The following is a 25,219-nucleotide window of genomic DNA, read 5'->3' as shown; positions in this document are numbered from 1 at the left end:
GATCCCAGGATGCCGAACGGGACCGGCGGAGGTCCACCGATCCCGTTCACCCGAATGGGGAAACCGCAGGTCAGGCGATACGTTCCAGCACCACCGGCGACGCGGTGAAGTCCGTGCCCGGCGCCGCGATGTCGTACGAGCCCCGCACCGCCTGGAGGGCGTAGTCGAAGCGCTCGGGGGTGTCGGTGTGCAGGGTGAGGAGCGGCTGGCCCTCCGCCACCGTGTCGCCCGGCTTGGCGTGCAGTTCGACGCCCGCCGCCGCCTGCACCGGGTCCTCCTTGCGGGCGCGGCCGGCGCCCAGGCGCCAGGCGGCGACACCGATGTCGTAGGCGTCCAGGCGGGTCAGCACGCCGGCGGACGGCGCCTTGATGACGTGCTGTTCCTTCGAGGTGGGCAGCGGCGCGTCCGGGTCGCCACCCTGCGCCGCGATCATCCGGCGCCACACGTCCATCGCCGAGCCGTCGGCCAGCGCCTTGGCGGGGTCGGCGTCCTTGATGCCGGCGGCGTCGAGCATTTCGCGGGCCAGGGCGATGGTCAGCTCGACCACGTCCGCCGGGCCGCCGCCCGCCAGGACCTCCACCGACTCGCGGACCTCGAGCGCGTTGCCGGCCGTGAGGCCGAGCGGGGTGGCCATGTCCGTCAGGAGCGCGACCGTCTTCACGCCGTGGTCCGTGCCCAGGCCGACCATGGTGGACGCCAGCTCCCGCGCGTCCTCGATGGTCTTCATGAAGGCACCGGTGCCGACCTTCACGTCCAGGACCAGGGAGCCGGTGCCCTCGGCGATCTTCTTCGACATGATCGAGGAGGCGATCAGCGGGATCGCCTCGACCGTGCCGGTGACGTCGCGCAGCGCGTACAGCTTCTTGTCCGCCGGGGCCAGGCCGTCGCCCGCCGCGCAGATCACCGCGCCTGTCGTGTCCAGGACCTGCAGCATCTCCTCGTTGGAGAGCAGGGCGCGCCAGCCCGGGATCGACTCCAGCTTGTCCAGCGTGCCGCCGGTGTGGCCGAGGCCCCGGCCGGAGAGCTGGGGCACGGCGGCACCGCAGGCCGCCACGAGCGGCGCCAGGGGCAGCGTGATCTTGTCGCCGACGCCGCCCGTGGAGTGCTTGTCGGCCGTCGGGCGGGACAGCGCCGAGAAGTCCATGCGCTCACCGGAGGCGATCATGGCCGCCGTCCAGCGGGCGATCTCGCGGCGGTTCATGCCGTTGAGCAGGATCGCCATGGCGAGCGCGGACATCTGCTCGTCGGCGACCTCGCCGCGGGTGTACGCGTCGATGACCCAGTCGATCTGCTCGTCGGTCAGCTCACCGCGGTCCCGCTTGGTGCGGATGACGGAGATGGCGTCCATGGCCATGGCTGATGGCTTCCTTCCGGAGGTGCGAAGTGCACGGCCCCCCTGAGCGGGTCAGGGGGGCCGTACGGGAGTTACTTGGTGAGATGGTCCGGGCCGAAGGCCTGGGGCAGCATCTCGGAGAGCGGGAGGACGCCCTCGGGGGTGTCCAGCAGCAGGCCGGGGCCGCCGAACTCGTACAGCAGCTGGCGGCAGCGGCCGCACGGCACGAGCAGGGCGCCGGTGCCGTCGACGCAGGTGAAGTGCGTCAGGCGGCCCCCGCCGGTGCGCTGCAGTTGCGAGACCAGCCCGCACTCGGCGCACAGGCCGAGCCCGTAGGAGGCGTTCTCGACGTTGCAGCCGGTGACCGTGCGCCCGTCGTCGACCAGGGCCGCCACGCCGACCGGGTACCCCGAGTAGGGGGCGTAGGCGTGGGCCATGGCCTCCCGCGCCTCGGCGCGCAGCGCCTCCCAGTCGAACCCGTCGGCCGGGGCCGGCGTCACTTGCCCTGGCCCTTCCGGTACCGCATGCCGTCCGCCTTCGGCATCCGCAGGCGCTGCGCGGACAGCGAGAGCACGAGCAGCGTGACGACGTACGGGGTGGCGCCCACGAAGTCGCTCGGGACCTCGTCGGTGAGCAGGTACCAGACCAGGACGAGCGCGGCCACGAACAGGCTGATCGCGCCCTGCCACAGGCTGGTGCGGTACAGCTTCCAGCCGGCGAGGATCACCAGCAGCACGACCAGCAGGAGCAGCAGCGCGTGCACGGTGGTGCCGCCGTTGCGCAGCTGGAGCGCGTCGGAGTAGCCGAACAGGCCCGCGCCCATCGCCAGACCGCCGGGGCGCCAGTTGCCGAAGATCATGGCCGCGAGGCCGATGTAGCCGCGGCCTCCGGTCTGGGCCTCCAGATAGGTGTGGGAGGTGACCAGCGCGAGGAAGGCGCCGCCGAGTCCGGCGAGGCCGCCGGAGACGGCCACGGCCGCGTACTTGTAGCGGTAGACGTTGACGCCCAGCGACTCCGCGGCGACCGGGTTCTCGCCGCAGGAGCGCAGCCGCAGACCGAACGGGGTGCGCCACAGCAGCCACCAGCTGCCGATGAACAGCAGCACGGCCAGGATCGTCACCACGGACAGGTTGGTGATCAGACCGCCGATGATGCCGGCCAGGTCGGAGATCAGGAACCAGTGGTGCTTCTCGATCGACGCGAGGCCGTCCGAGAGGCCGGGAAGGGTGACGTGGGGCAGCGAGTCCGCGGGCGGGGACTGCTTGGGGTTGCCGCCCGCCTCCGCCGCCTTGCCGTCGGCGAAGAAGAGCTTGGCGAGGTACTGGGTGATACCGAGCGCGAGCAGGTTGACCGCGACACCGGAGACGATGTGGTCGACGCCGAAGGTGATGGTGGCGACGGCGTGCACCAGGCCGCCGAGGACACCGAAGCCGACGCCGCACAGCAGGCCGAGCCAGGGGCTGGACTGCCAGCCGATCCAGCCGGCTCCGAACGTGCCGAGGATCATCATGCCCTCGAGGCCGATGTTGACCACGCCGGCCCGCTCCGACCACAGACCCGCGAGACCGGCGAGGCCGATCGGCACGGCGAGGCCGAGGGCGGCGGCGACCTGTCCGGCGGAGTCGAGCTGGTCGGCGCCGGTGATCACGCGGACCGCGGCGAGGAGCAGCAGCGCACCCGCGACGATCATGAGGGTCAGTCCGAGGGAGCGGCCGGAGCGCTGGGGCGCGCCCGCCGCCTTGGGTGCCGCCGGCGGCGGCGCGTCGGTCATCGTGGCAGTCATCACGCCACCTCCTGCTTCTTCGTCGGAGCGGCGGCCTGGGCGGCGAGCTCGGCGCCGACCCGCTGCTGCTGGCGCTTCATGCCGTAACGGCGTACGACCTCGTAGGCGATGACGACGCACAGGACGATGACGCCCTGGATGACGCCGAGGATCTCCTTGTCGTAGCCCTGGAACTCCAGGTGGTTGGTGGTGCGCTCCAGGAAGCCCCACAGCAGGGCGCCGAGCGCGATCCCGATCGGGTTGTTGCGGCCGAGCAGCGCGATGGCGATGCCGGTGAAGCCGATGCCCGCCGGGAAGTCGTTGCTGAACGCGTGGCTGTCGTTGAGCAGGGTCGGCATGCCGATGAGACCGGCCACCGCACCCGAGATGATCATGCTGGTGGCGATCATCTTCTTCACCGAGACACCGCTCGCGCTGGCCGCGCTCTCGGACTGGCCGACGGTGCGCAGGTCGAAGCCGAACCGGGTGCGGCCGAGCACGAACCAGTACGCGATGCCGACGAGCACCGCGATGACGATGAAGCCCCACAGCACACCGGCCGGGCCGGTGTCGAAGCTGAAGAAGTACGAGGACGACGGCAGCGGCTTGGTGGAGACGGTGGTGCCCGCCGCGTCGAGCTGGGCCAGCTTCCCCGGCTGCAGCAGGTAGGCGATGATCGCGGTGGCGATCGAGTTCAGCATGATCGTCGAGATGACCTCGCTGACCCCGCGGGTCACCTTGAGGATGCCGGCGATGGAGGCCCACAGGGCGCCGGTGGCCATGGCGCAGAGGATGATCAGCGGGATGGCGATCCAGCCGGGCACGGTCAGCGCGCCGCCGAGGACGGCCGCGATGAACGCGGCGAGCCGGTACTGGCCGTCGACACCGATGTTGAACAGGTTCATGCGGAAGCCGATGGCCACCGCGACACCGGCCAGGTAGTACGTCGTGGCCTTGTTCAGGATGTAGACCTGGCTGTCGCTGGCGAAGCCGTAGGTCGTCATGTCGCTGAAGGCGGCGCCGGGGTTCTTGCCGGTCGCGAGGATCACCAGGGCGGTGACGACGAGCGCGGCGACGATCGCCAGCAGCGGCGCCGCGATCCCGAGGAGCAGCCGCTCCTTGTCGATCCGTGAGGTCAGCTTCTTCATCGCTCGTCGTCCTCTGTGTGCTCCAGGTGGCCGGTGGCCGCACCCGTCATGGCGGAGCCCAGCTCTTCGGGGGTGATCGTGGCGGGGTCGGCGTCGGCGACCAGGCGGCCGCGGTACATCACCCGCAGGGTGTCGGAGAGCCCGATCAGCTCGTCCAGGTCCGCGGAGATCAGCAGCACGGCCAGGCCCTCGCGGCGGGCCTCGCGGATGTAGTCCCAGATCGCGGCCTGCGCGCCGACGTCCACACCGCGGGTGGGGTGGGCGGCGATGAGCAGCTTCGGGTCGTGGCTCATCTCGCGGCCGACGATCAGCTTCTGCTGGTTGCCGCCGGACAGCGAGGCCGCGGTCACGTCGATGCCGGGGGTGCGGACGTCGTACGCCTGCACGATCCGCTCGGTGTCGGCGCGGGCCGCCTTGATGTCGATCAGGCCGCCGCGCGAGTTGGGCCGCTCGGAGACATGGCCGAGGATGCGGTTCTCCCACAGCGGTGCTTCCAGGAGCAGGCCGTGGCGGTGGCGGTCCTCGGGGATGTAGCCGATGCCCGCCTCGCGGCGGTTGCGGGTCGGCGCGTGGGAGATGTCGACGTCGTCGAGCGTGATGACGCCGGCGTCGGGGTGGCGCATGCCCATGATCGCCTCGACCAGCTCGGACTGGCCGTTGCCCTCCACACCGGCGATGCCCAGGACCTCGCCCTTGTGGATGGTGAAGGAGATCTCGTCGAGGATGATCCGCTCGACGCCGTCGAGGTCGGTCTGCGTCAGGTGCAGACCGTCCAGCTTGAGCATCGGGACGTCCGTGACGGTGGACTCCTCGGTCTCCGGCGTCGGGAGTTCGCTGCCGACCATCAGCTCGGCGAGCTGCTTGGGGGTGGTGCCCCGCGGCTCGACGGTGCCTACGGTGGTGCCGCGCCGGATGACGGTGATCTCGTCGGCGACGGAGAGCACCTCGCCCAGCTTGTGGGAGATGAAGATGACGGTGAGGCCCTCGGCCTTGAGCTCGCGCAGGTTGGCGAAGAGGGCGTCGACCTCCTGCGGCACGAGGACGGCGGTGGGCTCGTCCAGGATGAGGGTCTTGGCGCCCCGGTAGAGGACCTTGAGGATCTCCACGCGCTGACGGTCGGCGACGCCCAGCTCCTCGACGAGGACGTCGGGGCGGACGTTCAGACCGTACGCGTCGGAGATCTCCTTGATCCTGGTGCGTGCCTTGCCCCCGATACCGTGCAGCTTCTCCGCGCCGAGGACGACGTTCTCGAGCACGGTGAGGTTGTCGGCGAGCATGAAGTGCTGGTGCACCATGCCGATGCCGCGGGCGATGGCGTCGCCGGGGTTGTGCAGGACGACCCGTTCGCCGTTGACCGTGATGGTGCCCTCGTCCGGCTGCTGCATGCCGTAGAGGATCTTCATCAGGGTGGACTTGCCGGCGCCGTTCTCGCCGCACAGGGCGTGGACGGTGCCGGTGCGGACCGTGATGTCGATGTCGCGGTTGGCGACGACGCCGGGGAAGCGCTTGGTGATGCCGCGCAGTTCGACGGCAGCGGGAGGGCTGGACGCGTTGATGGCGCACTCTCCTCGGGGAAAGGGGCTGCGGGGAGGGGGCAGGCGTCGGCGACGCTAGCGCGGCAACTCCGCGCTACACGCGTAGAGTTGACACATTGTTATGGCTCGGCGGGGGGCTCCGGAAGGCGCCCCCGCGCCGAGCCTGGGTCCGGCGGGACCCGTCAGGTCACGGGGTGGTCTTGACCTTGATCGAGCCGTCGACGATCTTCTTCTTCGCCGCGTCCAGCTTGGACTGGACGTCGTCGATGAAGCCACCGCTGGTGGCCAGCGAGACGCCGTCCTTGGCGAGCGAGTAGGTGGTGGTGCCGGTCAGCGGCTTGCCGTCCTGCACGGACTTGACGAAGTCGTAGACACCGACGTCGACGTTCTTGACCATCGAGGTCAGGATCGCCTTCTTGTACTTGGCCAGACCCGGGACGTTGTACTGGTCGGAGTCCACGCCGATGGCCCAGGCGCCCTTGGCGCCGCTCACGGCCTCGATCGCGCCGTTGCCGGAGGAGCCGGCCGCCGTGTAGACGACGTCGGCGCCGTTGTCCAGCATGCCCTGCGCGGCTTCCTTGCCCTTGTCGGGGCTGGAGAAGCCGGACAGGTCGGTGCCGTGGCTCAGGTACTGGACGTCGACCTTGGCCTTGGCGTTGGTGTCCTTGACGCCCTGGACGTAGCCCGCCTCGAACTTCTTGATCAGCGGGGTGTCGACACCGCCGATGAAGCCGACGTGGTCCTTCTTGGTCTTCAGCGCCGCGGCGACACCGGCCAGGTAGGAGCCCTGCTCCTCGGTGAAGGTGATGCTGTCGACGTTCTTGGCGTCCACCACGGAGTCGATGATGCCGAAGCTGGTCTTCGGGAACTTGGCCGCGACCTTGGACATGGCGGTGGCGTAGGAGAAACCGACGCCGATGACCGGGCTGTAACCGGCCTGGGCCAGGTCCGACAGGCGCTGCTCGCGGTCGGCCTCGGTGTCCGAGGTCTTGGCGGTCAGCTCCTTGATCTCGCCACCGAACTCCTTCTTGGCCTTGTCGGCACCGCGCGCGGCGGAGTCGTTGAAGGAACGGTCACCACGGCCGCCGACGTCAAAGGCGAGGCCGATCTTGACGCCCTTGCCGGCGCCCGTGGAGGAGGACGGGCTGGACTCGTTGTCGGAGGAGGTGCTGCCACATGCAGTGGCAGTCACGGCGAGAGCTGCGGTCGCGATACACGCAGCGGAAAGCTTGGCTACCCGGCGCACGGGAAGGCTCCTTCACCTGACCTGAGCGCCATGTCGGCGCTTGATGTGAGCACCATGCCAGTGCTCCAGCCGGGACGCCCCGTCGGCGTCGGCTTCGCGGCATCGTAACGCGCGTAGATGTCGCAAAAAACCCTCTCGCGAAGCCGTTATCGATTCGAGGCAAACAGCATCTGAACTCGGGCTCTCAGCCCTCTCACACCCCTGTTGCGCACCGTGTGCGAATGGCTTACGAGCGTGTTGCGCCGGACAGGGGAGTGCGCCTAAGGGGGGCACCGGAGGCGCCCCCGCGGACCGGGGACGCCCGCCCGGCTCCGTCAGCCCTGGGCCGGGTCGGTCTCCAGGAAGGCGGCGGCGGTGAACATCTCCACCCCGACCGTGATCGCGTACTCGTCCGCGTCGAAGTCGCCCTGGTGCAGGTCGCGCACCGTGCGCTCACCGGGCCGGCGTACCCCGAGACGGGCCATCGCGCCGGGCACGCGCTCCAGGTACCAGGAGAAGTCCTCGCCGCCGAGGCTCTGCTCCGTGCTCTCGATGGCGTCCCGGCCACGCCGGGCGGCCATCGCCCTGCGCAGCAGCTCGGTGGACTCCCGGTCGTTGACGACGGGGGGTACGCCCCGGACGTAATTGATCTCCGACTTGGCCCGGTGCAGGGTCGCGACCTCGTCGATCGCCGCGTGCACGATGTCGGGGGCCTCCCGCCAGGCCTCCAGGTCCAGGCAGCGCACGGTGCCGGACAGCTCCGCGTGCTGCGGGACCACGTTCGGGGCGTGGCCCGACTCGATCCGGCCCCAGGTGAGGGCGAGGCCGGCCCGGGTGTCGACGCGGCGGGCGATCAGCGCGGGCACGTCGACGGCGACGCGGGCGGCGGCGGTGACCAGGTCCGTGGTCAGATGAGGCCGAGCGGTATGCCCACCCGGCCCGTCGAGGGAGATCTCCAGCCGGTCGCACGCACTCGTGATCGGCCCGTGCCGCAGCCCGACCTTCCCGGCGTCCACCCTGGGGTCGCAGTGCACGGCGAGGATCCGGCTCACTCCGGTTAGCGCCCCGTCCTGGATGGCGTCCAGGGCGCCGCCGGGCAGCACCTCCTCGGCGGGCTGGAAGATCAGCCGCACCGGGCGGGGCAGCAGACCCTTGGCGTGCAGGTCGGCGAGGACGAGCCCGGTGCCGAGCACCACGGTCGTGTGCACATCGTGACCGCACGCGTGGGCCCGGTCCGGCACGGTCGACCGGTAGGGGCAGTCGGTCTTGGTGTCCGGGATGGGCAGGGCGTCGATGTCCGCACGCAGCGCGAGCACCGGTCCGGCCGACCGCTCGGCGCCGGCCAGTCCGATGTCACAGACGAGTCCGGTTCCGGTGCTGAGGACACGGGGCCGGAGCCCTGCCTGCTCCAGCCGCTCCTTGATCGCAGCGGTCGTACGGAACTCCTGATTGCCCAGCTCGGGGTGCATGTGCAAGTCACGACGGAAGGCGACGAGTTCATCGTGCAGGGACTCGCTCAGCCTCCCGGGGAGCACATCCCCCGGGAGGCCGGCCTCGGACTCTAGGGACATCAATTGCTTCACCCTCTGAAGGGTAGGCCGCCCGACTGATCAACTACCCCTCGATCAAAAAAAGTTCAGCCCGTTAGGGGAAGAAAATCTGCCCGGCGGACGCATGGCGGCGGACTCTGATGGGTAAAACCTCTGTTTCCTCCTTCCACGGATACCACGCCTCGCCTGAGTCACGCTCGTCATGTCCACGAACCGGACCTCAGAGTGGATCGCGTCCCGGTAGGGTCCGCAGCCGTGAGCGACTCGACGGCGGACTTCCTGCGGACCACCCGGACCTCCTACGACGCGATGGCCAAGGACTACACGGCCGCCCACCCCACCGGCCTCTCCCACCCGCTGGACAACGGCCTTATCACCGCCTTCGCCGAGCTGGTCACGGCGAACGGCACCGCCCCCGTGGCGGACCTGGGCAGCGGCCCCGGACACGTCACCGCACTGCTCCACGAGAGGGGCGTCCCGGCCTTCGGTGTGGACCTCTCCCCTGCCATGGTGGCCCTGGCCCGCCAGGCCCACCCGCACCTGCGCTTCCATGTCGGATCGATGACGTCCCTGGACCTGCCGGACAGCACCCTGGGCGGCATCCTCGCCCTGTACTCCACGATCCACGTACCCGACGCCCACCTGCCGAAGGCCTTCGCGGAATTCCACCGCACCCTGACCCCCGGCGGCCTGGTCCTCCTCGCCTTCCAGACCGGCACCGAGCCGGGCGGGCTCCACCTCACGGAACGCTTCGGCCACGAGATGGACCTCGACTACTACTGGCGTACACCCGAACAGGTAACGGCCGCCCTCGCCGAGGCAGCCCTGACCCTGGTGGCGACGGTACGGCGAGAGCCGACCGGCGAGGAGAAACGCCCCCGGGCGTTCGTACTGGCCCGGAGGGGTGAAGCCGGGCAGGGGCGCTAGAAGTACTCGACCTTCTGGCCGTCCGGGACCTGGTAGCAGCCGGAGACGACGTCCACGCTCAGCATCGGAGGATTGTCCTTGGCCATCTGGATGATGTGCACACCGGCCTTCTTCGCGTCGTTGTCAGCCGTGAGGCTCAGGTTCTTGTTCTTGCTGGTGTCCCGCCCGGATTCGACGATCTTCCAGCCGTGCTTCGGCAGTGCCACACAGCGACTGAGTATCCGTACTCATGCCGGTGAGTGGGACGAGGGTGGCACCGACGTGCGGCCGCCGCCCACGCCCTACGCCAACCCCATCGCCGATAGGCGGTGTACGTCGCGGGCCGTGCCCGTCACGCCCGACAGGAAGCCCTGTGCCCGGGGGGACGCGTTCTCGGTCAGCCATGACGGGTCGATGTCGCAGACCGCCACGCGGACTCCGGTGCCGGCCAGCGCGAGCGGCAGGGTGTGGACGACCGTCGACGGGAAGCTGAGGACCGTACGGCCGATGGGGCCCCGGCGGGCGATCAGTTCCAGGGGGAGGTCCGGGCGGACTATCTCCAGCCCGGTCTCGGCGGCCAGCCGGTGCAGTTTCTCCGCGCTCTCGCGGCGGTGGGCGAAGTAGCGGGTGGCTCCATGGGCGCCGGCCAGGCCGCGGACGGCCTCCACGTAGCGGTCACCGTCCACGACCCCGGTCTCCACCAGGGACGTGCCGACCATGTCCGCACCCTTGGTGATGCGCGGCGGCCCGAAGCGGGCCCGGGTCCAGGAGAAGTCGTTGGCCGTGACGGTGACGCCCTGCGGGATCTCCGTCACCGGCATGGAGGAGAAGACCTCGACCCGGCGGCGCGCACTGGGCGTCAGCCGGCGGCGGGCGGCGGAGGACACCGGCGCGAACAGCAGGTCACGCGGGCCGGGGCGGCCGCCCTTGCGGTGCCAGCGGACCAAGCGCTCTCCCCGGGCCAGCTGGGCGACGAACTCCATCGTCGCCGTGCCGTCGTCGACCACGACCAGATCGTGAGCCCGGGTGATCGTCAGCAGCAGTTGCACATAGCGGGAGAACGGGTCTCCCATGACGATGCGGTCGGCCCGGCGCAGGGAGCCCGCCAGGCCGCCGATCGTGTGGAAGGGCGCGGTCGTACCGCCCCGCGCCTCCTCCCAGCGCACCCGGTACCCCTCGTCCCGGGCCAGGTCGGCCATGCGGCGCAGCTGGCCCCGGGTCATGGGGTCGGTCGGGGACAGGACGACGACCGTGAGCTGCGGGCCGGCCGCCGGGGTCTCACCGGCCACCGTCCGCCGTACCTGCGCGGGCACGGACGGCAGGGTGCCCGGCTCCGCTGCGCGCAGGCCGCGCAGATGCGCCCACTCCAGTACGTTCAGCAGCTGGACCGGGCTCTCCACGAAGGCGAGCGTGCGGGGAGGTTGGCCGGTGTGACCGGCGCGGGGGCTCATCGGCGTACGACCGTCCCGTCGTAGGGCAATCCGTCAGGCGATGGGGGTGCTCAGACCGCGACCGGTTCGCCCGCGGCCGCGGCGATCTCCGCCTCGGCGACGACGCCACTGACGCGGCGCAGCTTCTTCATCGGGCCCAGCTCGGAGTCGTAGACCTTCTTGACGCCGTCACCGAGGGAGGCCTCGATGGTGCGGATGTCGCGGACGAGGCGGGTGAGGCCCTGCGGCTCCACCGAGGCGGCCTGGTCGGAGCCCCACATGGCGCGGTCGAGGGTGATGTGGCGCTCGACGAACACCGCGCCCAGCGCGACCGCCGCCAGCGTGGTCTGCAGGCCCGTCTCGTGGCCGGAGTAGCCGATCGGGACGTTCGGGTACTCCTTCTCCAGCGTGTTGATCACGCGGAGGTTCAGTTCCTCGGCCTTGGCCGGGTAGGTGGAGGTGGCGTGGCACATGAGGATGTTGTCCGAGCCGAGGACCTCGACCGCGTGGCGGATCTGCTTCGGGGTGGACATGCCGGTGGAGAGGATGACCGCGCGGCCGGTGGCGCGCAGGGCGCGCAGCAGCTCGTCGTCGGTGAGGGACGCGGAGGCGACCTTGTGGGCGGGGACGTCGAACTTCTCCAGGAAGGCGACGGCCTCGGTGTCCCACGGGGAGGCGAACCAGGCGATCCCCTTCTCCTTGCAGTACTCGTCGATCCGGCGGTACTCGTCCTCGCCGAACTCCACCCGGTGGCGGTAGTCGATGTAGGTCATCCGGCCCCAGGGGGTGTCGCGCTCGATGTCCCACTGGTCGCGCGGGGTGCAGATCTCCGGGGTGCGCTTCTGGAACTTCACGGCGTCACAGCCGGCCTCGGCGGCCACGTCGATCAGCTTGAAGGCGTTCTCCAGCTCACCGTTGTGGTTGATGCCGATCTCGCCGCAGATGTAGACGGGACGGCCGGGGCCGACCTCGCGCGAACCGAACGTACGCAGACGGGAGTTGGTGCTCATCGGGGGATGTCCTTACTTGGGGAGGGAATCGAGAGAGGGGCCGAGGATCCAGCTGGCGATCTCTCGGATCGCGCCGTCACCGCCGGGGACGGTGGTGACCGCGCGTGCGGCGCCGCGTACGACGTCATGGGCGCTTGCGACCGCCACGGGCCAGCCGACGAGGGCGAAGCACGGGAGGTCGTTGACGTCGTTGCCGACGTAGAGCACGCGCTCCGGCGCGATGCCCTGCTCCTCGCACCACTGCTTGAGGGCGAGGTCCTTGCGGTCGATGCCGTGCAGCACCGGGAGCTTGAGCTTCCGGGCGCGGGCGGCGACCACCGGGTTCTGTTCCGTGGACAGGATCAGCATCTTCAGGCCGCTCTTGCGCAGCGCCGCGATGCCGAGTCCGTCCCCGCGGTGCACGGAGACGAACTCCCGTCCGTCGGAGTCGATCAGCACCCGGTCGTCGGTCTGGGTGCCGTCGAAGTCGAGGACTACGGCGTCGATGTCGTCGTAGGTGGGCAGGGCGCCGGGCCGGTCCGCGTCGAACAGCGGGGCGAGGGCCCGGGCGCGGGCCAGGTCGTGCGGGTCGTCGATCTCCAGCACCCGGGCCGGGTCGGTGCGGACCAGCTCGGTGTGGCCGAAGAAGCGGTGCCGGTGCTCGCGGAAGCCGGCCGCGTCCATCGCGTAGGCGGCGCCGGTCTCCAGCAGGTCCTGCGGGCGGTCCTGGCGGCGCGGGCGGAACGATTTGTCATGATTCATGCCGTAACCGCCCAGTGCGGCGGTGGAGTTGGCGATCCGCGTGCCGCCGGCGGCCTCCTCCGTACGGGAGGCTTCGGCGGCCACCGGGTCGTCGGCCGCGTCCCGCCAGATGAAGCCGTGGAAGGGGGCGACGGTCACCGCGCTGTCGGCGCCGTTCTCGACGACGGCCGCCGCGACCCCGTCCACGTCCTCGCGGACCAAAAAGGGGCTGGTGCACTGCACGAGCAGGACGGCGTCGACGGCCGAGCCGTGCAGAGCCTCATGGGCGTCCATGGCGTGCAGGACGGCGGCCTCGGAGGTGGCGGTGTCACCGGCGATGGCGGCGGGGCGCAGGACCACCTCGGCGCCGGCCTGGCGGGCGGCGGCCGCGATGGCCTGGTCGTCGGTGGAGACGACCACGTCGGTCACCAGCCGGGCGGCACGGCACTCGCGCACCGCGCGGGCCACCAGCGGCACTCCGCCGACGGGGGCCAGGTTCTTGGCGGGGACGCCCTTGGAGCCGCCGCGTGCCGGGATCACCGCGAGCACGCGGCGCACGGTGGCGGCGGTACCCGCATCGGGATGGGACATGGACTCTGCTCCTTGTGGCGCTCGATGCTCTGGGGACACCTGGCGCGGGATCGGGTCGCTCACAGCTCTCCCATCCGCCGGATCACGGGGGCCACCCGTTGCACGCCGTGCCGGTAGGCGCCTCGCGCTGCCCGGCGCACGATCTGGCGGACGGGGCCGGGCGCCTTGTCGGCGGTGGGCGCGCCGGGCAGCGGGGCGCCGTCGGGGCCGAGGTGGTGGCGGGCGAGGATGCCGGGCAGGTAGCCGGGCGCGGTCTCGGGGGTGTAGTAGGGGTTCAGGGGCGGCAGGCCGCCGGGGCGGTCCAGCAGCTTGGCGATGCGCTCGCGGGCGGTGTCGAACGCGGTGGCGTAGGAGCCTCCCCCGGAGGGGGTCCCCCCAGCCGCGACGCCCTGCCGCGCCACCCACTCCTCGTTCGGTACCGGCCGGTGGCCGGCGTCGAGCTGGTCCCAGGAGGCCAGGCATCCGGAGCCGGTGAAGTGGTGGTTGCCGAGCACCTCGCGCACGCCCAGGTCGGTCAGGACGACCGTGGGGACACGCCGGTGCAGGGCCTCCAGCGCGGCCGTGGAGCTGACCGTGACCAGCAGGTCGGTACGGTCGAGCACCTCGCCCATGTGCCCGTACACGAGCCGGAAGTTGTCCGGGAGGTCCTTGCCCTGGACCAGCTTCTGGTAGGGCAGCTCCTCGATGTGCGTGGTGTGTTCGCCCGGCCTGGAGCGCAGCTTCAGCAGCACCTCGCGCCGGGGGTGCCCGCGGGCGTGCCGGATCAGCCGGTCGAGGAGGTACGTACGGTCCCTGCGGTTGTCCGGCACGGACGGCTGAGCGGCGAACACCACCGTGTACGGCTCGTGTTCGCCGGTGTACGGCGCCCCCTCGAGGAAGGGCAGCGCCACCTCGGTGACCGAGGAGGCGTCGGCGCCCACACCCTCGTACACGGCCCGGAAGCGGTCCGCGTCGTGGCGGGAGTTGGCGAGGACGAGGTCCGCACCGTGCCGCAGCAGCAGCCCGTCGGTGAGCTTCTCGTAGACGACCCCGACATAGCCGGTGACGACGACGGGACGCCGGCCGGAGCCCCAGGCGGCGCGCAGCCCGTGCAGCATCGCCTGCACACCGCCGCCGACCAGGGCGAGGACGAGGACGTCGTAGTGGTTCTCGGTGCCTTCGGTCATCGCACGCAGGAACTCGGCGCCGGTGACCTCGCGGAGGGAGTCCGCCTGGACGCCGACTTCCTGGAGCTGGCGGGCTGTCGGGGTGGCGCGCCCCCGCAGGAGGTAGCCGTCGAGCCGGACCTCGGCAGCCGCGGGAGTGAGCCGCCGCGCGGTGAGCGCGCCCCACTTCCACCGGGTGTCGGAGTCCGCCAGGACGGCGACCCTCAGGGACTTCGTTGCACTTGCTGGCACGCCGAAGACGCTAGGAAGCCATTCCGAGGTTCCGCCCAACCTGAATGCAACAAACGGTTAACAGCACATCGCCGAATGGCGAAGCGGGCCGTGATCGCACGGGAAAAAGACCTGGTTCACAGCTTCGCCATGTGTCGTTCACCCGGCATCAAGCAGGCCGTCAAGACGAATGCCGGGCTTCCCCCTAACGTCCCTGACGTGGTCAAGCTCTCCGTCATCGTGCCGTTCTTCAACGTGCAGCAATACGCGCCCGACACGCTCAGGAGCCTGCGAGCGAACGCGCGTGAGGACTTCGAATTCATTCTCGTCGACGACTGTTCCCGCGACGGGACACCAGAGATCCTCGCGCGCGCGGAGCGCGAGCTGCCGGGCGCGGTCCTGGTCCGGCACGAGCAGAACGGAGGGCTGGCGACCGCGCGCAACACCGGTATCGACCGGGCGCGCGGCGAGTACCTGACCTTTCTGGACGGCGACGACTGGCTCGCCCCCGGCTACTTCCCGCGGCTGGTCGCGGCCATCGAGGACCTGGGCTGCGACTTCCTCCGCACCGACCATGTGCAGTGCACCGCGCGGTCGCGCAGTGTGCACCGGGTGCCCGTCGGCCGGCGGAACGTGGTGCTGAACCCGCGTGAGGCGATCCTGCCCGCCGACCGGTCCACCTCCGTGGACTACGCCTTCGCCTGGGCGGGCGTCTACCACCGCCGGCTGGTGGACAAGGGGCTGTTGCACTTCACCGACGGGCTGCGCACGGCCGAGGACCGGCCGTGGATCTGGAAGCTGCACCGGGAGGCGAAATCCTTCGCCGCGGTGAGTCTGCTCGGTGTGTTCTACCGGCGCGGGGTCGCCTCGTCACTCACCCAGATCGGTGATGTACGGCAGCTCGATTTCATTCGCGCGTTCGATCAGGTCATCGCGGAAACCGCCCGGGACCCGGAGGCCGGTGCACTGCTGCCGAAGGCCGTGCGCACCTATTGCGCGATCATTTCCCATCATCTGGGATCCATCGAAAGGTTCGAGCCCGCGGTGGCGAAGAAGCTGAAATCCCTGAGTGCCGCTGCCCTGCGGCGCATGCCGCAGGACGTGCTGGACGAGGCGCTGGACTCCATGGACCTCCAGCGCGCCACCAGGCTGCGCCGGCTGCGCCGCCGTCCCACTCCCGCGGGGGCCGCCGCGTGACCACCCAGATCTTCCAGGCGTCGACGCTGTACGGCACGGCCACGCTCGCCGCCGCCCTGGACTCCGGCTGCTTCCGCCCGGCCGACCGGCGGATCCTGCTGGTCTGCAACAACGCCGCCACCCCCGAGACCACGCCCGGCCTGGACGAGATGCCCGGTTTCGAGCGGCTGCGCGACCGGTTCGACGACGTGGTGTCGTACAACGCGGCGATCTCCCCGTTCCACCCGGGCGGCTGGGCGCCCCGCGGTGACGACCTGCCGCTCTGGGAGCGGTATCTGCGCCACGAGTGGCGACTGGCGGACGACGACGTGGAGTTGGCCGTCGAGTCCATCCAGGTCAATCCGTCGCTCAGCCTCGCGCAGATCTTCACCGGTGCCCCGGTCACCGTCTACGCCGACGGTCTGATGAGTTACGGCCCCACCCGCAACAAGATCGACCCGCTGGTCGGCACCCGTGTGGACCGGGTGCTCCACCTGGACCTGGTGCCGGGTCTCACGCCGCTGCTGCTCACCGAGTTCGGGGTGCCCGGCGAGGTCGTGCCGACGGCCGCCGTCACCAAGGTGCTCGCCGAACTCGCCCCGTGCGGCGATGGGCTGCCCGCGATCGAGGAGCCCGCGCTGCTGCTCGGCCAGTACCTGTCCGCGCTCGGCATCCTCTCCGCCGAGCAGGAGGAGGAGCTGCATGTGCGGATGCTCGAGGGCGCGGCCGGACTCGGGCACAGCGAAGTGGTGTTCAAGCCGCACCCGTCCGCCCCGGCCCGCTTCACCCGCTCGCTGGAGAAGGAGGCGGAGCGGCTCGGGGTGGCACTGACCGTGCTCGACACACCGGTCCTCGCCGAGGTGCTGTACCAGCGGATGCGTCCCGCGCTGGTCGTCGGCTGCTTCTCCACCGCCCTGCTCACCGCCTCCGCGCTGTACGGCCTCCCGGTCGCCCGGACCGGCACCGACCTGCTGCTGGAGCGGCTGACGCCGTTCGAGAACAGCAACCGTGTCCCGGTCACCATCGTCGACGCGCTGCTGCCCGAGCTGGGCGACCGTGCCGCCGTCACCGAGCAGCGCCCGGGCATGACCGTGGAGGCGCTGGGGGCCCTGGTGAGCGCGGTCGGCTTCGCGATGCAGCCGAAGATCCTGCCGAGACTGCGCGCACAGACCGAGGCCTACCTCGCGGAGCACCTCGGCGAGCGGACGCTGCGCTACTTCAAGCGCAAGCGTCTGACCTCGCTGGCGCTGCCCGGCGGGGTCCCGGCCCAGCTGTCGTTCATCCCGCGCAACGCCACGGTGCGCCGGGTGGCCCGCAAGGCGCGCAATCTGCGCCGGGCCGTACGCCGCTGAGCCCCCTCCCCTGCTGTCGGGGCGGGCCCGTGACGGGCCCGCCCCGCCGTTTTCACCGGCCGAGAACCGTCCGGATCCGGGCCGCGTTCTCCTGTGTGACCTTCCACGGCAGTTTCTGCCGGACTTGCGCAGTTGCTCCGCCGGTTCGGTACGGCGGAAACCAGGAAGGTAGAACGACCGGCGGGTTAACGAACGCGCACGTACGGACGAATAGTTGGGCCGTCAACCAAGTCCCGAGGTGATCCCGGATTCTTCGGGTAGGCGCCGGGCACCATGGCTGTTTCCTCTCCCTCCCTCACCGCCGCCCCCGCTCCCCCGGCACCCCGGACGGCTTCCGGCGGCCGCCACGGTCGCCTGCTCGCCCTGGACGGCCTGCGGCTCGTGGCCGCCCTGATGGTCTGCCTCTACCACTACGCCGGCCGCGGCGGCCCGGTCTCCGCGTGCTGGCACCAGACCCCGGCGCATGTCTTCCCGACCCTGTCCCGGGCGGCCGCCTACGGTTGTCTGGGCGTGCAGTTCTTCTTCGTCATCAGCGGTTTCGTCATCTGCATGAGCGGCTGGGGCCGCACCCTCGGCGACTTCTTCCGCTCCCGGGTCACCCGTCTCTACCCCGCCTACTGGGTCGCCCTGGTGCTGGTCACCGCGGCGGCCGTCGCCCTCCCCGTGGTCGTGCCCCCGGTCCGGCCGGACGAGTTCCTGGTCAACCTGACGATGCTGCAACAGCCGATGGGCGCCACCCGCGTCCTCGGCGTGTGCTGGACGCTCTGGGCCGAGGTGCGCTTCTACGTCCTGTTCGGGCTGTTCGTCGTCCTGCGCGGCGTCACCTACCGCCGGGTCGTGCTCTTCTGCTGCGTGTGGACACTGGCCGCGGTGGTGTGCCGCACATCCGGCGGCGAACTGGCGGACCAGCTGGTCATGCCGGACTACGCCCCGTTCTTCATCGGCGGTCTCGCGCTCTACCTGATCCACCGCTTCGGCGGCGACCTGCTGCTGTGGGGCATCGTCGCCGTGTCCTGGCTGCTCGGGCAGAGCGACGCCACGCGCGGGTTGTGGCACGCGGGCGCCCGGGGCGACTTCCACCGGGAACCGTGGGTCATCCTGGCCGTCGTCACCCTCGCCTTCGCCGCGGTCGCGGCCGTGGCGGTGGGCCGGCCGCGGCGGGCCGGCTGGTCCTGGCTGGTCACGGCGGGGGCGCTGACGTACCCGTTCTACCTCGTCCACGAGCATCTGGGCTGGTTCGTCATCCGGGTGCTGCACCGGGGTCTCGGCCTGCCGCCGTGGCCGACGCTCCTGGTGACCGTGTCGGCCATGCTGCTGCTGGCGTGGCTGATCCACCGGTTCGTGGAGAAACCCTTCGGTCCGCGGCTGAAAAGGGCGTTGAAGAGGTCCCGTACACCGGGAATCCTCCCGCACGTCACGGTGCGGACAGACGGAACGGGAACCGGCTGACCCCGCGCGGGACGGAAGTTGGGCAGCCGTTCACCTCGCCGTGGGTTTCGGACCGGCCGCCGGGGCAGGCACCGTAGTGCCCTGCCGCCCGCGCCCCAGGCTTTCCGCAGGCGTCTCACAGACTGCCCTACCGAGGGAGTACCTCCGCCGCATGGCCACCACCCAGGAAACGACGCGACCGCCCCGTCGACTCGACGACGTCCCCGGCTGGTTCCCGGTGCTCGACCAGCTGCTCTTCGACTGGATCCTGAACCGGCAGGAGGCCGCCGGAGTCCACGGCGACCTCCTGGAGGTCGGGGTCTACATGGGCAAGAGCGCGATCTTCACCGGCCGGCACCTGCGCCCGGGTGAGACGTACACCGTGTGCGACCTCTTCGAGGGCGACGCGCCGGACGACGCCAACCGGGCCGAGTCGACCAAGTCCTACAGTGCCCTGACCCGGCGCGTCTTCGAGGAGAACTACCTCGCCTTCCACGACGGACTCCCCCGCGTGCTCCAGGGGCCCAGCTCCCTGGTGCCCGCCGAGGTCGCGTCCCACTCCTGCCGGTTCGCGCACATCGACGGCTCGCATCTGTACGAGCATGTGCGCGACGACATAGGGGCGGCGCACGATCTGCTGCTGCCCGACGGTGTCGTCGTGCTCGACGACTTCCGCTCCGAGCACACGCCCGGCGTGTCCATAGCCACCTGGGAGGCCGTGCTCAACCGCGGCCTGCGTCCCATCTGCCTGAGCACCCAGAAGCTCTACGGCACCTGGGGCGATCCGGAGCCGGTCCAGGAGGAGCTGCTGGCCATGGCGCGCGAGCGGTCCGACTGTCACGTGAGCGTCCAGGAGGCCGCCGGGCACCGGATCGTCCGCCTGAAGTCCAGGGGGATGCCGGCACCGGCGTTCCCGCCCTCCCGCCATGCGGAGGAGATCGCCGCCACGACCCCCGGCGCCGCGGAGCCTGTGCCTGTGCCTGTGCCTGTGCCTGTGCCGGCATCCGCACCACCTGCCCCGCCCCGGTCCCGGTCCGGCAGGCGGGTGCGCCGGGTCGCCGTCGACCTGCTGCCGCCGCTCGTGACGCGGGCGATACGCAACGCGCGCGCCGCCAGGGGCTGACCCCTCGCTCAGCGGGCCCCGTACCGCGCCTCGATGCCGGTGATCACCAGCGCCAGCCCTTCCTCGAACTGCTGGTCGTAGTCGTCGAAGAGCACCTTCCCGGCCTCGGCCGTGAGCGGGAAGTCGGCCATGCGCCGGGCGCGTTCCCCGATGTCGTACCCCTCCCGGCGCTCGCCGGGCAGTGGTACGACGCCTTGTTCCTCGGTGACGAATCCGAGGGTGAACATGTTCGCGGTCCGCGCCGCGTTGACCGCCTGGGTCAGGCTGAGACCGGCGGCGGTGAGGACCCGCAGGTACTCCTCCGTCACGCCGGCGTGGTCCGTGCCCGTGAAGCGGGAGCCGCTGAAGACCCTGGCGCCGTCGCGGTAGCCGAGCAGCGTGGCCCGCAGCCCGCGGTTGGCCTTGAGCAGCCGCTCCTGCCAGGTGTCGGCGGGATCGAGCGCGGTGCCGGCGACCATCCGCCGGTACAGCTCCGTCGCCATCTCGTCCAGCAGTGCCTGTTTGTCCTTGAAGTGCCAGTACAGGGCGGGCGCCTTGACGTCCAGTTCCTTCGCGATGGCGCGCAGGGTCAGCCCGTCCAGGCCGACCTCGTTCAGCAGCCGCAGCGCGGTCTCCGCGACCCGCTTGCGGTCCAGGGGCGCCCGGCGTTCCGTACTCACGCTTGACAGCTTAACAGCGTTAAGGGCACGCTCGTCAGCGACGGCACTTAACGACGTTAAGGGGGAATGTGATGGATGTTCTGATCGTGGGCGCGGGTCCGACGGGTCTCACCCTCGGTGTCGACCTGGCCCGGCGCGGGGTGGACGCACTGGTGGTGGAGCGGGCCGAAGAGCTGTTTCCCGGCTCGCGCGGCAAGGGGATCCAGCCGCGTACCCAGGAGGTCTTCGACGACCTCGGCGTCCTCGAGGCGATCCGCGCGGCGGGCGGCCCCTACCCGCCCCGGATGATGTGGCAGGACGGCGAGCGGGTCGGTGAGCAGCCGATGTTCGAGGAGGTGGAGGCCGACGAGGGCACGCCGTACACGGAGCCGTTGATGGTCGCCCAGTGGCGGACGCAGGAGATCCTGTACGCGCGGCTGACGGAGCTGGGCGGACAGGTCGCCTTCGGGCGCGAGGTGACGGGCCTGGAGCAGGACGGCATGGGCGTGACCGTGCGGTTCGGCGACGGTACGGCCGCCCGCGCGCGGTACGTCGTCGCGGCCGACGGCGGCCGGTCGGCGGTGCGGCGCGCGGTGGGCGTGGGGATGACCGGCGAGACGGTCGACCCGAGCCCGTTCCTGGTGGCGGACGTCCGGGTGACGGGGCTCGACCGGGAGCACTGGCATGCCTTCCCGGGAAGCGACGGCGGCATCGTCGGCCTGTGCCCGCTGGCCGGCACGGCCGACTTCCAGCTGACCGCACGCCTGCCGGAGGGCACCGAACCCGACCCGTCCCTCGACGGCGTCCGCAAGCTGGTCGCCGCGTACACGCACCTCGACGCGGAGGACGTGACCGAACTGCGCTGGGCCTCGGACTTCCGGCCGCGGGCCGCTCTGGCGGACCGCTTCCGGGTCGGCCGGTTGCTCCTGGCCGGGGACGCGGCCCACGTGCACTCACCGGCGGGCGGGCAAGGGCTGAACACCAGCGTGCAGGACGCCTACAACCTGGGCTGGAAGCTGGGCGCGGTGCTGCGGGGCGGAGCGCCCGACGCTCTGCTGGACACCTACGAGGAGGAGCGGCGCGCGAATGCCGCGGCCATGCTCGACCTGTCGACGGGGGTGCACCGCGGGGAGATACGGCGGGGCAGGGCGACGGTGCAGCTCGGGCTGGGGTATCCGGAGTCGTCACTGAGCTGCGAGACGCGTACCGCCCCGGCCGGGGTGCGCGCGGGTGACCGGGCACCCGACGGCACGGTGGCCGGCGTGCGGCTCTTCGACGCGTTCCGGGGGCCGCACTGGACACTGCTGGGGGCGACGACCGCCGTTCCCGGGGTACGGGCGCTACCGGCCGCCCCGGAGTCGTACGGCGCGGGTGTCTTCCTGGTCCGCCCGGACGGTTACGTGGGCTGGGCGGGCGAGACGGCCGAGGGGCTGGCGCGATACGCGGCACGAACGGGAGCCCTGGAAGCCCCGTGAGGCGGGCCCCGAGGGGCGCGGGGCCGTGTCGGTCAGCGGCTCCGCAGGCGCCCGGCCACAACGCGCCCGCGCCCGCGAGCGGACCTCACCCGGTCGGCCATGCCCCGGCGAAGCGTCACGCGCCGGCCAGCGAGAGCTTCACCGCGAACCCGAGGAACAGCGCGCCGGCCGCCGAGGTGGCCGTCGCCGACAGCCGCTTGCGGCGCCGGAAGGCGGCGGCGAGGCGGGTGCCGCCGAATATCAGCGCGCTGAGGTAGAGGAAGCTGGCCAGCTGCGCGAAGGCGCCGAGGACGACGAAGGAGAGGGCCGGGTAGGCGTACCCCGGGTCCACGAACTGCACGAAGAAGGCGACGAAGAACAGGATCGCCTTGGGGTTGAAGAGGCTGACGACGAGGGCACGGCGGAACGGCCGCTCCTCGGTGACCGCGCTGGGCACGGCGTCCGCGACGGACGGCTCCCGCCGGGTCCGCCACATCCCCCACGCGGCCCGCAGCATGCCGATCGCCAGCCAGGTCAGATATCCGGCACCGGCGTACTTCACGATCCCGAACAGCACGGCGTTCGCCTGGAGCAGGGAGGCGACGCCGGCGGCGGAGAGCGTCATCAGCACGGTGTCCCCGCACCACACCCCGGCGGCGCCGGTGTATCCGGCCCGGACGCCCCGGCGGGCGGCCACGGACAGCACGTACAGCGAGTTGGGGCCGGGCAGCAGGACGATCAGCACGAGGCCCGCGAGGTAGGTGGGGAGATCGATGACGCCGAACATGGCAAGGAGTGTCGCACGGGGGTACGACATCACCTCCGGCGCAGGTGCTCAGAACGCGTCGCTCGGCACATGGCTCCCCCACACGTCCCGCAACGCCCCGCAGACCTCGCCCACCGTGGCCCGCGCCCGCAGCGCCTCCTTCATCGGGTACAGGACGTTGTCCTCCCCTTCGGCCGCCTTCTTCAGCGCGGTCAGGGCCAGGTCCACCGCGCCCTGGTCCCGTTCGGCCCGCAGCCGGGCCAGACGCTCTGCCTGCCGGGCCTCGATGGCCGGGTCGACGCGCAGCGGCTGGTAGGGCTCCTCCGCGTCCAGCCGGAAGCGGTTGACGCCCACGACCACCCGCTCACCGGAGTCGGTCTCCTGCGCGATGCGGTACGCGTTCCGCTCGATCTCGGCCTTCTGGAAGCCCTGCTCGATCGCCGCCACCGCGCCGCCCAGGTCCTCGACCCTTCGCATCAGGTCGACGGCCGCCTCCGCCACCTCGTCCGTCATCCGCTCCACCGCGAAGGACCCCGCGAAGGGGTCGACCGTCGCGGTGACGTCCGTCTCGTACGCCAGCACCTGCTGTGTGCGCAGCGCCAGCCGCGCGCTCTTGTCCGTCGGCAGGGCGATCGCCTCGTCGAAGGAGTTGGTGTGCAGCGACTGCGTGCCGCCGAGCACCGCCGCCAGCGCCTGCACCGCCACCCGGACCAGGTTCACCTCCGGCTGCTGGGCGGTCAGTTGCACCCCCGCCGTCTGGGTGTGGAAGCGCAGCATCAGCGACTTGGGGTCGCGCGCCCCGAACTCCTCCCTCATCACCCGCGCCCAGATCCGGCGCGCCGCGCGGAACTTGGCGACCTCTTCCAGCAGCGTCGTACGGGCCACGAAGAAGAAGGACAGGCGTGGGGCGAAGTCGTCGACGTCCATGCCGGCGGCCACCGCCGTACGGACGTACTCGATGCCGTCGGCCAGCGTGAACGCGATCTCCTGCACGGGGGAGGCGCCCGCCTCGGCCATGTGGTACCCGGAGATCGAGATCGTGTTCCAGCGGGGGATCTCGGCCGTGCAGTACTTGAAGATGTCGGCGGTCAGCCGCAGGGAGGGCTTGGGCGGGAAGATGTACGTGCCCCGGGCGATGTACTCCTTCAGGACGTCGTTCTGGATCGTGCCCGTCAGACGGCCGGCCGGCACCCCCTGCTCCTCCGCCACCAGCTGGTACAGGAGCAGCAGCAGCGCCGCCGGGGCGTTGATGGTCATGGAGGTCGAGACCTGGTCCAGCGGGATGCCGTCGAACAGCACCCGCATGTCCTCGATGGAGTCGATCGCCACGCCCACCTTGCCGACCTCGCCGTGGCCGAGCGGCGCGTCGGAGTCGTGGCCCATCTGGGTGGGCAGGTCGAAGGCGACGGACAGACCGGTGGTGCCGTGCGCGATCAGCTGCCGGTAGCGGGCGTTGGACTCGGCGGCCGTGCCGAATCCGGCGTACTGGCGCATGGTCCAGGGGCGGCCGGTGTACATGGTCGGGTACACCCCGCGGGTGAACGGGTACGCGCCCGGGTCACCCAGCTGTCCGGCCGGGTCCCAGCCGGTCAGGTCGGCCGGCCCGTAGACCGGCTCGATCGGCAGGCCCGACTCCGACTCACGCGTCATGGATGCCTCCGCAGTACGTCCTCCTACCTCTCCACCATGCCCCGTAGTTCGGCGGCTCTCACGCGGGGGAACATCCCCCGCATGAGGATCACGGGCGGACTCGCCGCCGTACTCGCCTCGGCCGCCGCCCTCGCGGCCCTCTGCGGCTGCACCGTGCAGCCCACGGACGCCGACGGCAAGCGCGGCCTGCCGGTGCACGTCCGACTGCCGTCGAGCCGGGATCCCGGACCCACCCGGACGGCCCCGAGCCCGCCCGTCCCGCCGGCGCCGCGTGTCCTGTGGTCGCGCGGCGACAGCGGGCCGGGCGTGCGGGAACTCCAGGCGCGGTTGCGCCAGGTGGACTGGCTGTTCGACGGGCCGACGGGATCGTACGACGATCTGACCGAGCGGGCCGTCAAGGGCTTCCAGGGCAAGCGCGGACTGCCGGGGACCGGCGAGACGGACGCCGTGACCTGGCAGCGGCTGCTGGCGATGACGCGTCCACCGGGGAAGTGGGAGCTGTATCTGATGGGCGGTCAGCCGGCCGCCGCGCCCGATCCGCGCTGTCTGACCGGGCGGGTGCTGTGCATCAGCAAGACCACCCGGACGCTGCGCTGGATGGTGGACGGGCGGACCGTGTCGACCGTGGCCGTGCGCTTCGGCACCCAGTACACACCGACCCGCGAAGGTGTGTTCCGCATCTACTGGAAGTCACGGCACCATGTGTCGACCCTCTATCACTCGCCGATGCCGTACGCGATGTTCTTCAGCGGCGGCCAGGCGGTGCACTACTCGTACGACTTCGCGGCGCGCGGTTACGCGGGGGGCTCGCACGGGTGCGTGAACGTCCGGGACGAAATGGCGATCGCCCGGCTCTTCGCACAGGTGCGGATCGGCGACAAGGTCGTCGTCCACTGGTGAGCGCCGTCCGCCGGCGCGAGGGGTACGTTGCGGGGCGGGGGGGGGGGGGGGGGGGGCGGGGGGCGCCCCCCCCCCCGGGCCCGGGCCGGGGGGCGGGGGGGGCCCCCCCGCGCGGGGGGCGCCGGGGGACCCGCGGGGCGCACGGT

The 25,219-nt window shown here is 71.2% G+C and carries 22 protein-coding genes; 7 read left to right on the top strand and 15 right to left on the bottom strand.

The genetic code is table 11. The features are described from left to right. Positions 1-70: 70 nt before the first annotated feature. The 7 genes from AC07C1_RS29570 to AC07C1_RS29540 all read right to left on the bottom strand — a co-directional run bounded on the left by AC07C1_RS29570 (position 71) and on the right by AC07C1_RS29540 (position 8,574). Positions 71-1,348: a thymidine phosphorylase gene (locus AC07C1_RS29570; RefSeq protein WP_478943935.1), complete on the bottom strand. Its 1,278-nt coding sequence runs from the start codon at positions 1,346-1,348 to the stop codon at positions 71-73. Positions 1,349-1,425: 77 nt separating this feature from the next. Next, complete coding sequence (locus AC07C1_RS29565; protein ID WP_478943885.1) at positions 1,426-1,833, bottom strand: cytidine deaminase; 408 nt, start codon at positions 1,831-1,833, stop codon at positions 1,426-1,428. Beyond that, positions 1,830-3,116, bottom strand: a complete 1,287-nt coding sequence (locus tag AC07C1_RS29560; RefSeq protein ID WP_478943883.1) for an ABC transporter permease — start codon at positions 3,114-3,116, stop codon at positions 1,830-1,832. The genes AC07C1_RS29565 and AC07C1_RS29560 overlap by 4 nt, the downstream gene beginning before the upstream one ends. Continuing rightward, a complete protein-coding gene (locus AC07C1_RS29555) occupies positions 3,116-4,243 on the bottom strand; it encodes an ABC transporter permease (protein WP_478943881.1) in 1,128 nt (375 codons plus the stop codon). The genes AC07C1_RS29560 and AC07C1_RS29555 overlap by 1 nt, the downstream gene beginning before the upstream one ends. After that, positions 4,240-5,766, bottom strand: a complete 1,527-nt coding sequence (locus AC07C1_RS29550; protein ID WP_478943934.1) for an ABC transporter ATP-binding protein — start codon at positions 5,764-5,766, stop codon at positions 4,240-4,242. Before AC07C1_RS29550 ends, AC07C1_RS29555 begins: the two co-directional genes overlap by 4 nt. Before the next feature lie 199 nt (positions 5,767-5,965). After that, on the bottom strand, positions 5,966-7,024 hold the full coding sequence (locus AC07C1_RS29545) for a BMP family lipoprotein (protein WP_478943879.1): 1,059 nt from the start codon (positions 7,022-7,024) through the stop codon (positions 5,966-5,968). Positions 7,025-7,338: 314 nt separating this feature from the next. After that, entirely contained in the window at positions 7,339-8,574 is a 1,236-nt protein-coding gene (locus AC07C1_RS29540; protein WP_478943877.1) for an amidohydrolase, read from the bottom strand. A 234-nt stretch (positions 8,575-8,808) separates the two neighbouring features. Between AC07C1_RS29540 and AC07C1_RS29535 the strand changes: the two genes are divergently transcribed. Next, positions 8,809-9,480 carry a class I SAM-dependent methyltransferase gene (locus tag AC07C1_RS29535; protein ID WP_478943875.1) on the top strand — a complete coding sequence of 224 codons (672 nt, stop codon included), beginning with the start codon at positions 8,809-8,811 and terminating at the stop codon, positions 9,478-9,480. On the opposite strand, the gene AC07C1_RS29530 is transcribed toward AC07C1_RS29535, so the two are convergent. From AC07C1_RS29530 to AC07C1_RS29510, 5 genes are all read right to left on the bottom strand, one after another. Then, positions 9,477-9,686: a hypothetical protein gene (locus tag AC07C1_RS29530; RefSeq protein WP_478943873.1), complete on the bottom strand. Its 210-nt coding sequence runs from the start codon at positions 9,684-9,686 to the stop codon at positions 9,477-9,479. The genes AC07C1_RS29535 and AC07C1_RS29530 overlap by 4 nt on opposite strands. 75 nt (positions 9,687-9,761) lie before the next feature. Continuing rightward, positions 9,762-10,910 (bottom strand): hypothetical protein, encoded by a 1,149-nt coding sequence (locus tag AC07C1_RS29525; RefSeq protein WP_478943871.1) that lies wholly within the window; start codon positions 10,908-10,910, stop codon positions 9,762-9,764. Between the two features lie 50 nt (positions 10,911-10,960). Further along, positions 10,961-11,899 carry an N-acetylneuraminate synthase family protein gene (locus tag AC07C1_RS29520; RefSeq protein ID WP_478943869.1) on the bottom strand — a complete coding sequence of 313 codons (939 nt, stop codon included), beginning with the start codon at positions 11,897-11,899 and terminating at the stop codon, positions 10,961-10,963. Between the two features lie 12 nt (positions 11,900-11,911). Beyond that, the gene (locus tag AC07C1_RS29515) at positions 11,912-13,210 is read right to left on the bottom strand and encodes a cytidylyltransferase domain-containing protein (RefSeq protein ID WP_478943867.1); all 1,299 of its coding nucleotides are present in this window, start codon (positions 13,208-13,210) and stop codon (positions 11,912-11,914) included. 59 nt (positions 13,211-13,269) lie between these two features. Next, the gene (locus AC07C1_RS29510) at positions 13,270-14,607 is read right to left on the bottom strand and encodes a DUF6716 putative glycosyltransferase (RefSeq protein ID WP_478943865.1); all 1,338 of its coding nucleotides are present in this window, start codon (positions 14,605-14,607) and stop codon (positions 13,270-13,272) included. 198 nt (positions 14,608-14,805) lie between these two features. Here AC07C1_RS29510 and AC07C1_RS29505 point away from each other — a divergent pair, with 198 nt between their 5' ends. The 4 genes from AC07C1_RS29505 to AC07C1_RS29490 all read left to right on the top strand — a co-directional run bounded on the left by AC07C1_RS29505 (position 14,806) and on the right by AC07C1_RS29490 (position 19,665). Beyond that, a complete protein-coding gene (locus tag AC07C1_RS29505; protein WP_478943932.1) occupies positions 14,806-15,783 on the top strand; it encodes a glycosyltransferase family 2 protein in 978 nt (325 codons plus the stop codon). Continuing rightward, on the top strand, positions 15,780-17,114 hold the full coding sequence (locus tag AC07C1_RS29500) for a polysialyltransferase family glycosyltransferase (RefSeq protein ID WP_478943863.1): 1,335 nt from the start codon (positions 15,780-15,782) through the stop codon (positions 17,112-17,114). Before AC07C1_RS29505 ends, AC07C1_RS29500 begins: the two co-directional genes overlap by 4 nt. 273 nt (positions 17,115-17,387) lie before the next feature. Beyond that, positions 17,388-18,563 carry an acyltransferase family protein gene (locus AC07C1_RS29495; RefSeq protein WP_478943861.1) on the top strand — a complete coding sequence of 392 codons (1,176 nt, stop codon included), beginning with the start codon at positions 17,388-17,390 and terminating at the stop codon, positions 18,561-18,563. Positions 18,564-18,714: 151 nt separating this feature from the next. Beyond that, on the top strand, positions 18,715-19,665 hold the full coding sequence (locus AC07C1_RS29490) for a class I SAM-dependent methyltransferase (protein ID WP_478943859.1): 951 nt from the start codon (positions 18,715-18,717) through the stop codon (positions 19,663-19,665). Between the two features lie 8 nt (positions 19,666-19,673). Here the strand turns inward: AC07C1_RS29490 and AC07C1_RS29485 are convergent, their stop codons facing one another. After that, a complete protein-coding gene (locus AC07C1_RS29485; protein WP_478943857.1) occupies positions 19,674-20,324 on the bottom strand; it encodes a TetR/AcrR family transcriptional regulator C-terminal domain-containing protein in 651 nt (216 codons plus the stop codon). A 71-nt stretch (positions 20,325-20,395) separates the two neighbouring features. On the opposite strand from AC07C1_RS29485, the gene AC07C1_RS29480 reads away from it, so the two are divergent. Further along, the gene (locus AC07C1_RS29480) at positions 20,396-21,778 is read left to right on the top strand and encodes an FAD-dependent monooxygenase (protein WP_478943855.1); all 1,383 of its coding nucleotides are present in this window, start codon (positions 20,396-20,398) and stop codon (positions 21,776-21,778) included. Positions 21,779-21,893: 115 nt separating this feature from the next. Here the strand turns inward: AC07C1_RS29480 and leuE are convergent, their stop codons facing one another. Together leuE and AC07C1_RS29470 are read right to left on the bottom strand one after the other, a co-directional pair. Further along, on the bottom strand, positions 21,894-22,544 hold the full coding sequence (gene leuE, locus AC07C1_RS29475; RefSeq protein WP_478943853.1) for a leucine efflux protein LeuE: 651 nt from the start codon (positions 22,542-22,544) through the stop codon (positions 21,894-21,896). A 48-nt stretch (positions 22,545-22,592) separates the two neighbouring features. Further along, on the bottom strand, positions 22,593-24,173 hold the full coding sequence (locus AC07C1_RS29470; protein WP_478943851.1) for an acyl-CoA mutase large subunit family protein: 1,581 nt from the start codon (positions 24,171-24,173) through the stop codon (positions 22,593-22,595). An 81-nt stretch (positions 24,174-24,254) separates the two neighbouring features. Between AC07C1_RS29470 and AC07C1_RS29465 the strand changes: the two genes are divergently transcribed. Beyond that, positions 24,255-25,073, top strand: coding sequence for a L,D-transpeptidase family protein (locus tag AC07C1_RS29465; RefSeq protein WP_478943849.1), 819 nt, complete (start codon positions 24,255-24,257; stop codon positions 25,071-25,073). Positions 25,074-25,219: the final 146 nt, after the last annotated feature.

This window comes from Streptomyces sp. NPDC045022 (assembly GCF_056432605.1).
Note: the sequence above shows the minus strand (reverse complement) of the source record. Positions and strands in the feature narration are given on the sequence as shown.